We start from the raw sequence: 14686 nt of genomic DNA on the forward strand, positions 1-14686 counted from the left end.
TGTCATGACGCAGGACACGCGCACGGTACTGGAGGCGGTGCGCGACCTCGTGCCCGTGCTGCGCAAGAACGGCCAGCGGGCGGACGAGGACCGCTGGATCCCGGAGGAGAACATCGCGCTGCTGGAGGCGGCCGGTGTGTGGAGCATGTCGGTGCCCAAGCGGTTCGGCGGGCTGGAACTGCCGCTGGCCGAGCAGGTCGAGGTCATCACCGAGATCTCCCGGGGCTGCGGCACGTCCGGCTGGGTGACGGGCGTGTACGTCGGCAGCACGTGGGCCGCGACGCTCTACCCCGACCGCACGCAGGCCGAGGTGTTCGCCAACGGCTCGGTGCGGATCTCCATCGGCTTCGCGCCGACGGGCAAGGTCACCAAGACCGACGGCGGCTGGATCCTCAACGGCCAGTGGCGGTTCAACTCCGGTTCCAAGGGCGCGCACTACAACATGGCCGCCGCGGTGTACGAGACCGAGGACGGCGGGCACGGCGAGGTGCTCTGCCTGGTCCCGATCGAGAAGTTCTCGTTCGTGGACGACTGGCACGTGTTCGGCGGCTCGGGCACGGGCAGCGTCACGACCGTCGCCAAGGACGTCTTCGTGCCCGACCACTACGCGGTCGACTTCGAGCCGCTGATGGTCAGCGACACCCCGGACCGCAGCAACGGCGGCGCGGACGGCCGCAATTACGCGCTGCTCGCGCTGGTGCTGGCCGGTGGCGCGGCGACGTCGCTGGGCATCGCCAAGGCCGCCTACGAACTGTTCGTCGAGCGGCTGCCCGGACGGCCGATCACCTACACGCCGTGGGAGGACCAGACGCAGCACCCGGTCACCCAGATCACCGTCGCGAAGGCGCGCAACAACATCGACGCGGGCGAGGCCCTCTCGCGCGGCTACCTCAAACTCCTCCAGGACCGGGCGGACGCGGGCGAGCAGCCGACCGACGAGGAGAAGGCGATCATCCGCGGCCAGACGGGGTACATCCACCAGCTGGCCAAGGAGGCCGTGGAGCTGCTGTACACGCTCAGCGGCGGTTCGGTCGTGCAGCGCAGCGTGCCGTTCCAGCGGTTCTACCGCGACATCCTGGCGTTCACCCAGCACGCGCTGGTCAACGCGAACGTCAACCTGGAGATCCAGGGCCGCGTGCTGCTCGGCCTGGACCCGGCGACCCCGTACCTGTGAGAGGAGAACCCCGATGACCGCCATCGCGATCGACCGCGACAAGCCGGACCTGACCGGTGACACCGAGACGCAGAACGACATCTTCCTTCAGGTGTTCAACTCCGGCGACGGAGAGCTGTTCGACCGGCTCTACCGGGACGACGCCATCTCGAACTTCTCCGGCGAGCCGCTGACCGGGCAGGCCCGGCGCAAGTTCTTCGTGGAGTTCATCGGCGCCAAGCCGGTGCTCGAAGCGCGGGTGACGCACTCGTACGTGGCCGGCGACGTCGCGCTGATCGGCGTGGACTTCACGGTCAAGGGCACCGGCCCGGACGGCGAGCCGTTCACCATCGCCGGCAAGTGCACCGACGTGCTGCGCCGGGTCGAGGACGGCCGGTGGCTGATGGCCGTCGACCGGCCCGTCGCGGCCGGGGGCCTGCTCCCGGAGTGACCCCGTACCACGTGCGGAGCCCCGGCCCGGTCCAGCGGGCCGGGGCTCCGTCGTGTCCCGTGTCTTCCGAGCGGTTCCAGGGGGGTTCGGGCACCGCCGGAACACGGGTACCGCACCGCGCAGGGGGGACGCGTGCGGGGTGGCCGGGCCGCCGGGGAGGCGACCCGGCCCGGGTCGTGGTGTCAGGCCGTGGCGCGGTGGAACTTGCCGCCGGCGTAGACCATCGCGTCGACGCCGACCGGTCCCAGGCCCGCGGCGAGCACCCGGCCGACGAAGATCGAGTGCGTGCCGCCCTCGTGGTCGTGGGCCAGTTCGCACTCCAGCCACGCCGACGCGCCCTCCAGCAGCGGCACGCCGGTCGCCGCACCGACCCGCACCGGGACCGCGGCGAACAGGTCCGCGCCGCGCGGCCGGGAGCTGTCGGCGAACCGCCGTGCGACGTCCTGCTGGTCGGCGCTGAGCAGCGACACGCCGAACGTGCCCGCGGCGGTGATGGACCGGTGCATGGTCGCCGTCCGCGCGACGCACGCCAGCACCTGCGGCGGGTCCAGCGACAGCGACGTGAACGCGTTGGCCGTCATCGCGTTCACGTGCTCGCCGCCCACGGTCAGCACCACCACGCCGGTGGCGTAGCGCGACATCGCGTCGCGCAACGACACCGTGTCGATGGTCGGGGATTCGGGCATGCGGCACTCCTGTCTCGTGCGCCCCGGCGGGACCCGGGGCGGACTGTCGGGAGCGGACTCCTAGGACGTCTGGCCTGCCCAGGACGTCTCGCCGCTGGAATCGTCACAGCCGCCGGTCACCGCGGGTTCACCGACGGCTCCCGTGCCGGGCACCACACCTCGACCCGCCGGCCGAGGAACGCCACCAGCCGGTCGCCGGCCCGCGCCTGCTCCGGACACAGGATCTCGGGCCCGAACTGCGGCCGTCGGGGTATCGGGACCACGGCGTGCGCGAGGCGGAGCAGATCGGTCGCCAGGTCGGCCGGGATCACGGCGGGCAGGTCGCACGAGCGTGCGATGTCCCAGCCGTGCACGGCCAGTTCCAGCGCGCCGGTGTTGGCCAGCACGATGCCGTGCACCGAATGCCGGCCCACGGCGACCGTCGCCTCGTCCGCCGACTCGTCCCACGCCTCCAGCAGGAGAGCGCTCTCGCGGTCGAACGTCGAGAGCACGTCGTCGGCCCGGTCCGGGTCCAGCGGCGCCGGCTCCGGGAACACCCGGGAACTCTCGACGGCTTCCCGTAACGCCACCACGGTCTCGTTGACGTGCCACAGCAACCGCCACAGGTCCCAGCCCTCGCACGGCGTGGGCCGGGTGAGCTGCGGGTACCGGACCTGGGCGGTCACTTCCCTGGCGTAGCGGGTGGCGCGTTCGAGGAGGCCGTTGCGCTGCTGGACGACCGCCAGCAGGTCCGTGCCGTCGATCACGCCGGGTTCGCCTCCACGTTCGCTTCCGCGGGCAGGACCTGGGGCAGACCGAAGGTGCCGAACAGACTGCGGTCCTCGATGACCTCGATGCGCTCGAACCCGGACGTGCTGATGGTGAGCACGTCGATGGTGTACGAGCGGTACACGCCGTCCTCGCCCGCACGGTAGACGCCGAAGCCGGGTCGGCCGTTGACCGAGATCGGCACCATGCGGCACTGGCCCACGGCCGGGCAGTGCGCCAGGAACCGCACGATCGCCGCACGGCCGGACAGCACCGTGTCCGAGGGCTGCCGGCGGCACACCGCGTCCTCGGTGAGCAGGTAGACCAGGGCGTTGATGTCGCCGGTCTCGAACGCGGCGGCGTACTCGGCGAGGAAGCCGCGCAACGTCACGTCGTCCGGCTCGTCCACCTCGGTCACGGTCGGCGCCTGGGCGAGCTGGGCGCGGGCACGCCGCAGCATGCTGTGCACGGCGGTGCCGGACGTGCCGAGCAGGTCGGCGATCTCGTTGGCCTGCCAGCTCAGCACGTCGCGCAGGATCAGCACGGCGCGCTGGCGGGGCGACAGCCGCTCCCACATGACCAGCAGGGCCCGGCGGCGGTCCTCGCGGGTCGCCACGATCATCGCCGGGTCCACCTGCTCGGCGGCCTCGGCCGCGGTCTCGCGGGCCACCCGCGACGCCGCCTGCGGACCGCCCTCGGGCCACCCGGCGTCGCGGTCCTGGTCGCCTTCGGCGCCCGGGAACCCGAAGGGAACCGGCAGCCGCCGACGGCTCTCCAGGGCGTTGAGGCACACGTTCGTCGCGATCCGGTACAGCCAGGTGCGCAGCGACGACCGGCCCTCGAAGTCGCCGTACGAGCGCCAAGCCCGCAGGAACGTCTCCTGCACCTGGTCCTCGGCGTCGTGCACGGAGCCGAGCATCCGCTTGCAGTGCGCCAACAGCTCGGCGCGGAACGGGTCGGCGAGCTTCGCGAACTCCTCCGGACCGGCCATGGTGGCGGTCGCGGACCCGTCGCCGGGCACTTCCCCGACGGTGCCGGTCCGATCGTCGTGCGGTGTCACTCGCTCCCCCTACGTCCGCGCGCGGCCTGCGGTCCGACGACTCCCGACGGACCTACAGTGGCAGACCGGCGGGACGCCGAAAATTCGTCGCGGCCCGGCGACGAATTTCCCGACCGGCGCCGGTCTACCCCACCGTGTCAGAGCAAACGGCCGCAGTGCCAACCGACAACCCGACCACGTCCACCCTCGACCCACGCCGTTGGAAGGCATTGGCCTTGCTGTGCACGGCGTACTTCATGATCATCGTCGACTCGCAGATCGTCATCCTGGCGCTGCCGTCGATCGAGTCCGAGCTGACCTTCGGCGTCAACGGCTCGCAGTGGGTGATGAGCGCCTACCTGCTGAGCTTCGGCGGCCTGCTGCTGTTCGGCGGGCGCACCGCCGACCTGCTCGGCGGGCGCAAGATGTTCATGGTCGGCACCGCCCTGTTCCTCATCGCGTCCGTGGTCTGCGGTTTCGCGTGGACCGGCGGCGTGCTGATCATCGCCCGCGTCGTGCAGGGCATCGCGGCGGCCATCATGGCGCCCACCGCGATGGCCGTGCTCATGGCGACCTTCCCCGAGGGCAAGGAGCGCAACCGCGCCATCGGCATCTGGACCGGTGTCGGCGCGTTCGGCGCCACCGCCGCGCTGCTCGTCGGCGGTTCCATCACCCAGGGCCTGGGCTGGGAGTGGATCTTCTTCATCAACATCCCGCTCGCGGGCGTCGTGCTGCTGGTCGGCCCGAAGCTGCTGCGGGAAACCGCCATCCGCGAGGGCAAGAAGTCCTACGACCCGTTCGGCGCGATCACCGTGACCGGCGCGCTGATCCTGCTGGCGTACGGCATCGTCGAGGCGCCCGTGGTCGGCTGGGGTTCCGGCCAGACGCTGGGCATCCTGGCCGGCGCGGTCGTGCTGTTCGTGCTGTTCATCATCGCCGAGCGCAGCGCCAAGGCACCGCTGGTCCCGCTGCGCGTGTTCCGGCTGCGCTCGCTGGTCAGCGGCAACCTGATGACGCTGCTGGTGTCGATGACCATCTACGGCGGCGCGCTGATGATGTCCATCTACGCGCAGCAGGTGCTGGGCTACTCGGCCGTCCTGTTCGGCCTGAGCACGGCCATCTACGCGTTCATGTCCGTGGTCGGCTCGAACCTCGCCGGCCCGCTCACCACCAAGTTCGGCTACAAGAAGGTCGCCGTGTTCGGCGCCACCGCGCTGGCGCTCGGCGCGTACCTGCTCTCGCGCGTCACCGCCGACGGCAACTACTGGGCGGACCTGTTCCCGGCGATGGTCGTGTTCGGCTTCGGCATCGGCACCACCGTGGTGGCCTCGGCGATCGCCGCGCTGTCCAACGTCCCGGCCGACGAGTCGGGCCTGGCCTCGGGCATCAACAACTCGGTGTTCCAGATCGGTGCCGCCTTCGGCATCGCGCTGTGCACCACGGTGTCCGTCGCCTACACCGACACGGGTGCGGCGGTGGCCAAGGTCGGTCTGAACGCGGGTGTGCAGGCCGCGTTCCTGACCGCGTTCGTCTTCGCGGCGACGTGCCTGGTGATCGCGCTGATCCTCAACCTGATCCGCGACCGGCAGCCGGCCGCGCAGCCGACCACGCCGGTCGTCGCCGGGCACTGAGGAACGTCCCGACCAGCGTGGCGCGGTGTCCCCAGTCACCTCCGCCACGCCCATGGGTGGGCAAGATCACTCGTCCCGATCTTGCCCACCTCCCGGGTTCCCGATTGCGCGTTACCGAATTCGTTTTACCGAATTGCTTCACGACGAAATTAACCCATGGTTCACCGCCCGAACGGCATTCCGCATCGCCCGGAGGTCGGCGTCGCATTTCCACGCCCCGCACGCGCGCGTCACACACGCCGAACCCCCTGTAGACGACCCCCACAACGCGGACATCAGCGTTTCCGCTGTACGGACCATATGCCATCCGAGATGTCCGGTGATATGCTCACGCGGGGTCTGGGGAGGCCCCGGCACAACTCGGTTCCCCTGGTGAAGCCGCACTACGGAGGAACCGAAGTCTGCGCCTGATCCGGTGTGCCGAAAACGTCGGCGACATACTTAGGATTCCCCGAGCCGCGGACACCGGAGTCGACGGGGACATATCGCGCACACCACTACCACTGGGGGTACGGTGCGTTTCAATCTGCTGGGACCGATGGAAGTGTTAATAGACGGGAAGCCCACTCCGCTCGGCGGGGCCAAACAGCGGGCGACCCTGGCCTTTCTGCTGATGAACCCGAACCGGGTCGTGGCCACCAGTAAATTGCTCAAGGCGCTGTGGACCGACGACATGCCGAAGTCGGCCCGCAAGATCCTCCAGAACGCCGTCTGGGGACTGCGCAGCCTGCTCACGACGGACCGCGAGGGCAGTGCGGCGGCGCTGGTGACCCAACCACCGGGCTACCTGTTGCAGCTCGATCCCGAGAAGATCGACATGCACGTGTTCCTCCGCCTGGCCAAACAGGGCCGGGCGGCGTTGGCCACGGACCCGGAGGCCGCGTCGCGGCTGTTGCGGGAGGCGTTGACGCTCTGGCAGGGCCCGCCGCTGGCCGACCTGGTCGAGACCGGCGTCTCCTGGCCGGAGCTGACCTCGTTGCAGAACACCAGGTTGGACGCCATGGAGGACTACTTCGAGGCGGAACTGGCCCGGGGCCGGCACCAGGCGGCGATCGACGAGCTGGAACTGATGGTGGAGAGCGAGCCGCTGCGCGAGCGCTCCTGCGGCCAGCTCATGCTGGCCCTGTACCGCAGCGGGCGGCAAGCCGACGCCCTGCGCGTGTACGGCCGGGTGCGCGCCGCGCTCGTCGGCGAGCTGGGACTGGAGCCCGGCCGTGAACTCCAGAAGCTGCAAAGCGCCATCCTCAGCCACGACCCCGGGTTGGCCGCGGTCGCACCGGCGCCCACGGCCCCCGAACCGCGGGCGGCCACGACCGTCCGGCGGCACGCGGGCGGCACCGGCGTGGCGATGATCAAGGTGCAGCCGACGGGCACCCACCGCGACCACCCGCTGCTCGACCTGGTCGCCCGCGTGACGGGCGAGGAGGTCGAGCGGTTCGGCGGCCGGGTGACCGCGTCGATCGGCTCGGTCTCGCTGGCGCTGTTCGACCAGGACGGCACCGGCGAGACGGGCGAGTTGCGCGCGGTGCGGGCCGCCGCCGCGATCACCGGCCGGCTGCCCGACGACGACCGGCACGCGTTGACGTTCCAGGCGGCGGTCTCCGCCGGGTCGGCGTCGGCGGGTCAATCCGGCGTGCGGCCGGTCGGCACCGTCGCGGTGAGCCGCGCGACGCTGGCCGACTGCGAGAACCTGCTGGCCCACGTGCCCGACGGCGAGATCTGGGTCAGCGAACGCGTCCACCGCTCGACCGGGTCGGCGGTCGCCTACCAGCGGGTGACCGAGGCATGGGTGCCGGCGTGGCGGGTGCTCGACGCCGACCCGTTCCACCGGCACGGCGACCTGTCGTGCGACCGCCGGGGGCACGAGCTGGGCCTGCTCACCGGGTTGCTCGACCTCGTGCGCGTGCGCGACCAACCGCACCTGGTGACCCTGGTCGGCGCGCCGGACACCGGCAAGTCGCGCCTGGTGGCCGACTTCGAGCGGCTGATCGCCGAGAACCGCACCGCGGACCTGCTGCGCACGCCGATCCCGGCGGACGTGGCGGGCGACGGCATCCGGGCCGTGCAGTCCCGGATCGTCGACGTGCACTGCGGTGCCGAACTGGGCCGCCCGCTGGTGATCCTGATCGACGACCTGCACCGGGCCTCGGACGCGCTGCTGGACCGGGTCGACGACCTCGTCGACTGCCGGCGCGACCTGCCGCTGCTGGTGATCGGCACGACCCGGCCGAGCCTGCTCGACCGGCGGCCGGAATGGGGTCTGGGCAAGCACAACGCCACGACCATCACGCTCAGCCCGCCGCGTGTGGGCGGGCTGCCGGGTCGGACCGCCGCGTGCGTGGGCCACGACCGGCGCCTGGTCCGGCCGGACCAGGCGGTGCCCTGCCCGGCCTGACCCGACCCGCGGAAGAGGGGGTGGCGCGTGGACGCGCCACCCCCTCTTCCGCCGTGCCCGGTCAGATGATCGACAGCGCCTGGGCCGCACCGATCTTGCCCGCCTCGATCGCACCCTCGATGTAGCCGTGCCAGGCCGCGGGCACGTCACCCGAGGCGAACACGACCCGGCCCTGCGGCTGGTGGATGGCCGGCACCTGCTGGAGGAGCTGGCCGGGGCTGCGCAGCGCCCAACCGCCCTGTGCCCACGGGTCGCGCCACCACGAGTGCGCCCGGAACCCGCGCACCGTCGCGCCCGGCAGGATCGTGCGCACCTTGGCCTGGACGTCCGCGACACTGGCCAGGTTGATGGTCGGGTCGACGGTGAAGCCGACCACGAGCTGGTCGCCGTTCGCCAGTTCGGTCTGCGGCACGATCCACGACATCGGCGCGCCCTCGGCACCGAGCGCGAACGGCAGCCGGGGGCCGCCCGCCAACCGGATCAGCAGCTTGGCCGCGTTCGGCACACCGACGCCCTGGGTGGTCGCCGCCGTGTGCACGGCGGGCAGACCCGGGGTGAAGTCGATGGTGTGCCACACGTTCACCGGCGCGGTGACCACGACGGCCGGCGCGCGGTACCGGGCGCCCGAGCGCGTGGTCACCACGACCCGGCCCGGTTCCTGCGTCACGGACACGACCGGCGAGTTCAGCCGCAGGTCGGGCCGGGCGTCGGCGAGGATCGCGCCCAGCAGCGCGCCCGTGCCGCCCTCGATCAGGTACTCCTGGAGTTCGTTCCAGCCCTGCCCGGTGTGCCCGCCGCCGGCCCACGCCTGCGCGAACGCGGTCAGCGCGCCACGCGTGCTGGTACCGCCGGAGAACACACCGGTCATGCCGCCCAGCCACAACCTGTCCTGAGTGGACAGAGTCAACTGGTTCAGCCTGTCCTGCAACGACAACGGCTCGTAGTTCGCGAGCACGCCCTGCGCGTACAGCGGGTTCCGGGGCTGCGGGAAGTAGTCCGCCGAGCCCTCGAAAAGCTGTGCCAACAAGGAGTTCAGGTGGTCGTTGGCGGTCAGGAAGTCGACCTCCTGCTGCGCGCCGGACGCGTTCGGGAAGAACGCGCGCAGCGGCAGCGGACCACCGGGCTTCGTGGCGATGCCGTACCGGTTCAACTCGGCGATCGCGTTGGTGTGCACGTCGCCCACCCACTGGCCGCCGAACTCGATCGTCTGCCCCTCGAAGGAACTGGTCCAGGTCCGACCGCCGACACGGCCCCTGGCCTCGATCACCAACGGCCGCAACCCGGCCGCGCGCAGGTCACGTGCCGCCGTGACGCCGGCGAACCCCGAACCGATGACGATGACGTCGGCCCAGCCGCCGGTCTCCTCGGCGCCGGCCACCGCCGGAGTCGCGACCAGTCCGGCCGCCGCCACCCCCGCCGCCGCCTTGAGCACCGAACGCCGTCCGACGACGCGCTGCTCCTGCTCCCCGCTGCTCATCTACTGGTGCTCCCCTGATCCAGACGACAGGTCCGAAACCCCCGGCCTCGCGCGCGGACGCGCGAGCCGGGGTCCGGGACCTGTCTATCGACCGGCGGGCACAGGCCGGCAACTGTGGATCCACCGCACGTTCATCAGGTGCCTTGGTCGTCGAGGTCGACGATCTGGGCGGCGCCGTAGCGCGTGTCGGTGCCGGGGTCGGTCACGGAGGCGGTGTAGAGCGTGTCGTCGCCGGGTGCGACGGCGAGCGCGGGGATGTAGTCGTCCTCGAAACCGACCAGCGTGTCCACGATCCGGGCCGTCGCGGTGTCGACGACCGCCACCACCGGGCCGTCCGCCGCGGTGCGCTGGTCGCGTGCGACGTAGACCGCGCTCCCGTCGTGCCGCACGGCGACCGCGCGCACGTGCTCGCCGCCGTTGTCGACCGGGATCGTGGCGACCAGGCGCTCGTGCACCGGGTCGACCACCAGGAGGTCCCGGTAGGAGCCCACGGCGTAGATGCGCTGCCCGTCGTCGCTGAGCACGGGGTTGAGCGCCGGGTGGTACACGCCCTGGTTGGGCGGCAGCAGGCCGATGTCGGAGACGAACCGGGGCGTCGTGGTGGTGATGTCGTAGGTCTCCAGCGCCACCTGGGATTCCGTCCGGTTCTTCGACCAGCCGGACGTGGTCGCGTACAGGCGGGTGCCGTCCGGGCTGACCAGCGCGCCGTTGGCCAGGTCGCGCTTGAGCGCCGTCTGCCCGACGACGGTCGCCGTGCCGACGTCCACCACGAAGATCCGACCGGGCAGCCCGAGCAGCGCGCTCTGGTCGTCGAACAGGTAGACGTGGCGGCCGTCGCGGGCGACCGCGAGCGCACCGAGGCCGACGGTGTCGGGCGGCACCACGGTCGCCGCGGTGGCGCCGGTCGCGGTGTCGAGCACCACCAGCCGGTGGGAGGTGATCACGTGGAGCCACCGCCCGTCGCCGCTCAGGGCCATCCCGCGCACCCACGTGTCGTCGGGGTCGGTGTCGAACGTGTAGGTCGCCACGATTTCCCGCCGGGCGTTGTCCAGCACCTGGACCCGTTTGTCCTCCTCGGAGAACGTGGCCGAGGCGAAATAGGACGACCGGCCGTCCGGCGCGACCACCAGGTGTCCGGGCGAGAGGCGACCGAGCGGGACCATGGTGATCTCCACCTCGTCGTCGCCGGAAATGTCCGCGGCACAAGCGGCCAACAGGCCGAGCGCGGCCACCACTCCGATCACTGATCGACGCGAGGATGAAAGCACCGCCGCCCCCCTCATTCGGACCGGGAACCGAGCCTAGTGCCGACCGGAGCACCGGGCGCAGCGTTTTCCGGCCGGCGGCGCACTATTCCCCGTCACCACTCCGGAAGCCGATCGCCCGCACCCGGATACCGGCCCTGCTCCAATCGGAAGACATAGGCCCGCAGATCGGTGTCCGGACCACCCGCCGAATAGGCGAGGAAATCACGTCCGCCGGCCGCCGTCTCCAGCGTGGACTCGTGGGACTCCGCCGGCCACGTCCCGATCGGTTCCCCGATGTGCGCCGCGACCACGGCCCGTCCGTCCCACCAGGCGACAAAGGCGTCCGGCGTCCACCGCGCGTCGCCGTCGTAGGCGTACTCGTCCCACCTCGCACGCCGCAGCCTCCACCACGCGGTCCACCTCGTCGCGGGTCCGGGGCTGCCGGTGGACGAACTCGTTCGGAAACTCGCCGCCGTAGAGGACGTGGCGCGGCGCGGACAGCCGCCCGGTCCGGCAGGTGTCGGTCTCGCCCGGGTAGAACGGGCCGGGCACGTTCAGCCAGTGCTCGCGCGCCCACCGCTCGCCGTTGTCGGGTGCGAACACCGAGGAATCGACGTAGGAGATGGGGTCCGTGGTCCAGTCGTTCACGAGATCCATGATCCACGTCCGCTACCCTGGCGCGATGACCGCGGACTCGATCGAATCGGCGGAACAGCTCGCCGACGCCTGGCGACTGCTGGTGCTCGACCGCGAACCCGACGCCGACGTGCGCGACCTCCCCGGCGTCGCCGTGCGCTGGGCCGACGGCCTGTTCCCGTTCTGGAACTGCGTGACCCTGACCGAGGCCGACGTGGACGCCGACCTGCTCGGACACCGGTTGGCCGCGGCGGCGGACGTCATGCGCGCGAAGCGCGGGTCCGGTTTCCTGTGGCTCTTCGAAGACCTGTTGGCCGACGACGCCCGCGCGGCGCTGGACGCCGCCGCCGACCGGGCCGGGTTCGAGTACTCCTTCCCCGGCACGGGCATGGCCGGCGACCTGCTCCCGCTCGCCGAGCCCGAGCACCCCGACCTGACGTTCGTGCGCGTGACCACCGACGAACACCTCGACGCCTACGCGGACCTCAACGCCCGTGCCTACGGCTTCACCCGGGAACAGGGCCGTGCCGCGTTCGCCGGTTCCGCGCTGTGGAAGAACGACGTCCACGCCTACCTGGGCCTGCTCGACGGCGTTCCCGTGACGTGCGCGGGCAGCGTCGCGGTGGCCGGGCGGCTGTTCGTCGTGCTCGTGGCCACCGACCCGGACCGGGAACGCCGGGGTTTCGGCGCGGCCGTGACGCGCAAGGTCCTGCACGAAGGCGGCCGGGCGACCGGCCTGACCCGCGCCACGCTGCACGCGACGGCGGCCGGTGCGCCCGTCTACCGCCGGATCGGTTTCCGGCCGAACTCAGCGATCCGCTTCTACCGGCTCAAGGACTGACCGGGGCACGACACGTACGCGCGGATCGGGACGACTCACGGGCACCGTGACGGCGGCCAGGGCAAGCAGCCCGATCATCAGCAGGTTGAGGGCGGGCAGGAGGGAGAACCGCAGCGCGTCGTCCACGGCGAACCCGAGGACGACGGCCAGGCCCGCGGCCACGAGCACCGTGACGCCCCAGGCCGCGGCCATCGCCAACCCGAAGTCCACCCGCAGGACCAGGGCGAGGACCGCCGCGGCGACACCCGCGCCGGCCGCGATCGTGCAGTCCGTGACGATCCGTTCCGTCGTGAGTTCCCCGACCAGCGGATCGGTGGACAGCAGGCTCGTCACCACGACCGCGGCGGCCAGGCCGACCGTGACGACCGCCGCCACCGGTCGACCCGGGCACCGCCAGATCGCGACGACCGCGATCGAGCCCTGTCCGACGAGCATCGCCCACGACGGCATGTCCGCGGCGACGGCCAGTCCGACCAGCGGTCCGCCTTCGCCGATCACGGTCGCGATCACGTCGATCGGCGCGATCGCGCCGACCCACACCGCGGCGGCCGTCACGCTCGCCCACCACCGCGCGGCGGGCGGAGCGTTCCCGATCAACGCCCCGAGCGTGCCGGTGAGCGCGCCGGCACCGGCGACCATCAGCGCGGTCAGCCACCAGGTGTTCAGGAAGTACGGAAGATCGCCGACGAGCATCGTCAACGCGGTCGGCGCCAGAAGCAGCCCCACCAGGACACCCGCGGCCAACCCGAGCACGGCCGCCATCCGACGCCACCACGGCAGGAACGCCGGTGTCTCCCAGGAGAGCGCTCCCCAGGCGACCCCGAGCACCACGCCCGGCACCAAGGCCGCGACGAGGCTGCCCCACCCCCCAAGCTCCAGACCCGGCAGGACGGGGCGAAGGAACCACGTGGTCGTCGCCATCATGCAGGTGGCCAACGCACCGATCGCCAGGCCGTCGATCCAGCGCGTGGGCACCGCGACCCCGGCCTCGACCACCGCGAGCCTGCGGTCGATCGACGGGTGGAGCGCCGCCCACCGCCGCGCCCCCGACGTCCGGTCCTCCCCGGCACCGCGGGCCAGCAGACCGCACAACGCCGCCCGCTCGGCCGCGCCGCCCGCGGCGCGCAGGTCCGCCGCGTGCTCACGGGACCGCAACACGCTTCGCGCCACCACCCACAACAGCGTCAGCAGCAGCGCGGAGCACACCACCCGGAGAACCCAGTCGCCCGAGTCCGGCGTGGGGTCGTCGTCCTCGAGCACCCGCACCGCGACGGGCGCGGCGAACAGCACCGGCGCCGCCCACCACACCCCGCGCGTCAGCCACACCCGTCGCACGTCGCCGGCCACCACGTGGGCGCACTCGTGCCGTAGCAGGGCCAGTGCCTGGTCGTCGGGCAGGGTCACGACCGCCCGGGGCAGGACGATCCGCACGCGACCGCCGGTCCGCACCGTGAACGCCTCGCGGCAGTCGGCGGCGATCATCACCACCGGAAGGACGCTGCCGCCCAGGGACCGCACGGCGCCGGCGGCGGCGCTCTGCCACCGCTCCCCCGCCACCCGCATCCGTCCCGCGCGACGGTAAAGCCGTCGGGGAAGCAGTCGGAGCAGGACGACACCGCCGACCACCGCGACGGCACCGGCGGCCACGACGAAGCCCGCCTTGCCCAGTTCGACGGGAATCCGACAGTGGGCGAAGAACCGGGAACGCTCGAAGACGTCGTCCGGCGCCGCGGCCCGCGCCTGGGCCATGCAGGCCTTCAACGCGGCGCCGTACTCCTCTTCGCACAACACGAAGTACACGAGTTCACCGGCCGCGCAGGCCGCCAGCACGGGAACAAGGATCAACAGCGCGTAGCGTCCCCACGCCGCGTCGGGTCGCGGGCGGTTCACCCCGCTGTCCCGATGTCGTGGCCCAACGCCTCGACCACGACGTGCCGCGCGACGTCCTCGGCGACGGTCTGTTCGGCGCCCTGCCCGACCAGGTGCACGACGACCAACACCCGGACCTGCTCGGCCTCGGCGGCGTCCACGGCCTCCGGCGCCCGCCCCTCCCGCCGCCGCACGATGGCCCGCCGGACCCGGTCACGCACCGCACCGTAGGCGTCTTCCACGACCTTCTCGGCGACCATTCCGCCCAGGAATCCCACGGCCGAAAGGACGTAGGGCGTGACGGAGACCAGGTCGATCCCGATTCCCACGGGAGCACCGAGCCGTACCCCGCGCACCGTCCGCTCCGGGTCGAGCACGAAATCGTCGAGCGTGTCGTCGAAGATCTCCGACTCACGCGGGTACCGGGCGTCGACGACCGCACGCGCGATTTCCACGTCGCCCTCCGCGAACTCGAACCCCGAGACTTCCCGCCCCATCGGCGCGACCACCCTTC

The 14686-nt window shown here is 71.8% G+C and carries 13 protein-coding genes; 5 read left to right on the forward strand and 8 right to left on the reverse strand.

Features of this window, described 5'->3' with window-relative positions; genetic code table 11:
• Positions 1-4: 4 nt before the first annotated feature.
• A complete protein-coding gene (locus F4559_RS18140) occupies positions 5-1174 on the forward strand; it encodes an acyl-CoA dehydrogenase family protein (RefSeq protein WP_184670243.1) in 1170 nt (389 codons plus the stop codon).
• Positions 1175-1187: 13 nt separating this feature from the next.
• A complete protein-coding gene (locus tag F4559_RS18145; RefSeq protein ID WP_184670245.1) occupies positions 1188-1604 on the forward strand; it encodes a YybH family protein in 417 nt (138 codons plus the stop codon).
• Positions 1605-1786: 182 nt separating this feature from the next.
• On the opposite strand, the gene F4559_RS18150 is transcribed toward F4559_RS18145, so the two are convergent.
• The 3 genes from F4559_RS18150 to F4559_RS18160 form a co-directional block, all read right to left on the reverse strand.
• Positions 1787-2290 (reverse strand): flavin reductase family protein, encoded by a 504-nt coding sequence (locus F4559_RS18150; protein ID WP_184670247.1) that lies wholly within the window; start codon positions 2288-2290, stop codon positions 1787-1789.
• A 116-nt stretch (positions 2291-2406) separates the two neighbouring features.
• Entirely contained in the window at positions 2407-3036 is a 630-nt protein-coding gene (locus F4559_RS18155) for a TIGR03086 family metal-binding protein (RefSeq protein ID WP_184670249.1), read from the reverse strand.
• Entirely contained in the window at positions 3033-4058 is a 1026-nt protein-coding gene (locus F4559_RS18160) for an RNA polymerase subunit sigma-70 (protein ID WP_312865710.1), read from the reverse strand. Before F4559_RS18160 ends, F4559_RS18155 begins: the two co-directional genes overlap by 4 nt.
• A 194-nt stretch (positions 4059-4252) precedes the next feature.
• Between F4559_RS18160 and F4559_RS18165 the strand changes: the two genes are divergently transcribed.
• Together F4559_RS18165 and F4559_RS18170 are read left to right on the forward strand one after the other, a co-directional pair.
• On the forward strand, positions 4253-5707 hold the full coding sequence (locus tag F4559_RS18165) for an MFS transporter (RefSeq protein ID WP_221447274.1): 1455 nt from the start codon (positions 4253-4255) through the stop codon (positions 5705-5707).
• 538 nt (positions 5708-6245) lie between these two features.
• The gene (locus F4559_RS18170) at positions 6246-8102 is read left to right on the forward strand and encodes a BTAD domain-containing putative transcriptional regulator (RefSeq protein WP_221447275.1); all 1857 of its coding nucleotides are present in this window, start codon (positions 6246-6248) and stop codon (positions 8100-8102) included.
• Positions 8103-8163: 61 nt separating this feature from the next.
• Here F4559_RS18170 and F4559_RS18175 read toward each other — a convergent pair whose 3' ends face one another.
• The 3 genes from F4559_RS18175 to F4559_RS18185 all read right to left on the reverse strand — a co-directional run bounded on the left by F4559_RS18175 (position 8164) and on the right by F4559_RS18185 (position 11474).
• A complete protein-coding gene (locus F4559_RS18175) occupies positions 8164-9579 on the reverse strand; it encodes a flavin monoamine oxidase family protein (RefSeq protein WP_184670250.1) in 1416 nt (471 codons plus the stop codon).
• 134 nt (positions 9580-9713) lie between these two features.
• On the reverse strand, positions 9714-10823 hold the full coding sequence (locus F4559_RS18180; protein ID WP_184670251.1) for a WD40 repeat domain-containing protein: 1110 nt from the start codon (positions 10821-10823) through the stop codon (positions 9714-9716).
• Positions 10824-11048: 225 nt separating this feature from the next.
• Positions 11049-11474 (reverse strand): hypothetical protein, encoded by a 426-nt coding sequence (locus F4559_RS18185; RefSeq protein ID WP_184670252.1) that lies wholly within the window; start codon positions 11472-11474, stop codon positions 11049-11051.
• 34 nt (positions 11475-11508) lie between these two features.
• Between F4559_RS18185 and F4559_RS18190 the strand changes: the two genes are divergently transcribed.
• The gene (locus F4559_RS18190; protein WP_184670258.1) at positions 11509-12303 is read left to right on the forward strand and encodes a GNAT family N-acetyltransferase; all 795 of its coding nucleotides are present in this window, start codon (positions 11509-11511) and stop codon (positions 12301-12303) included.
• Here F4559_RS18190 and F4559_RS18195 read toward each other — a convergent pair.
• A complete protein-coding gene (locus F4559_RS18195; protein ID WP_184670260.1) occupies positions 12271-14193 on the reverse strand; it encodes a M48 family metalloprotease in 1923 nt (640 codons plus the stop codon). The two genes, F4559_RS18190 and F4559_RS18195, sit on opposite strands and share 33 nt — an antisense overlap.
• On the reverse strand, positions 14190-14669 hold the full coding sequence (locus F4559_RS18200; protein ID WP_184670262.1) for a hypothetical protein: 480 nt from the start codon (positions 14667-14669) through the stop codon (positions 14190-14192). The genes F4559_RS18195 and F4559_RS18200 overlap by 4 nt, the downstream gene beginning before the upstream one ends.
• Positions 14670-14686: the final 17 nt, after the last annotated feature.

It is taken from the genome of Saccharothrix violaceirubra, from assembly GCF_014203755.1.
Lineage (GTDB): Bacteria > Actinomycetota > Actinomycetes > Mycobacteriales > Pseudonocardiaceae > Actinosynnema > Actinosynnema violaceirubrum.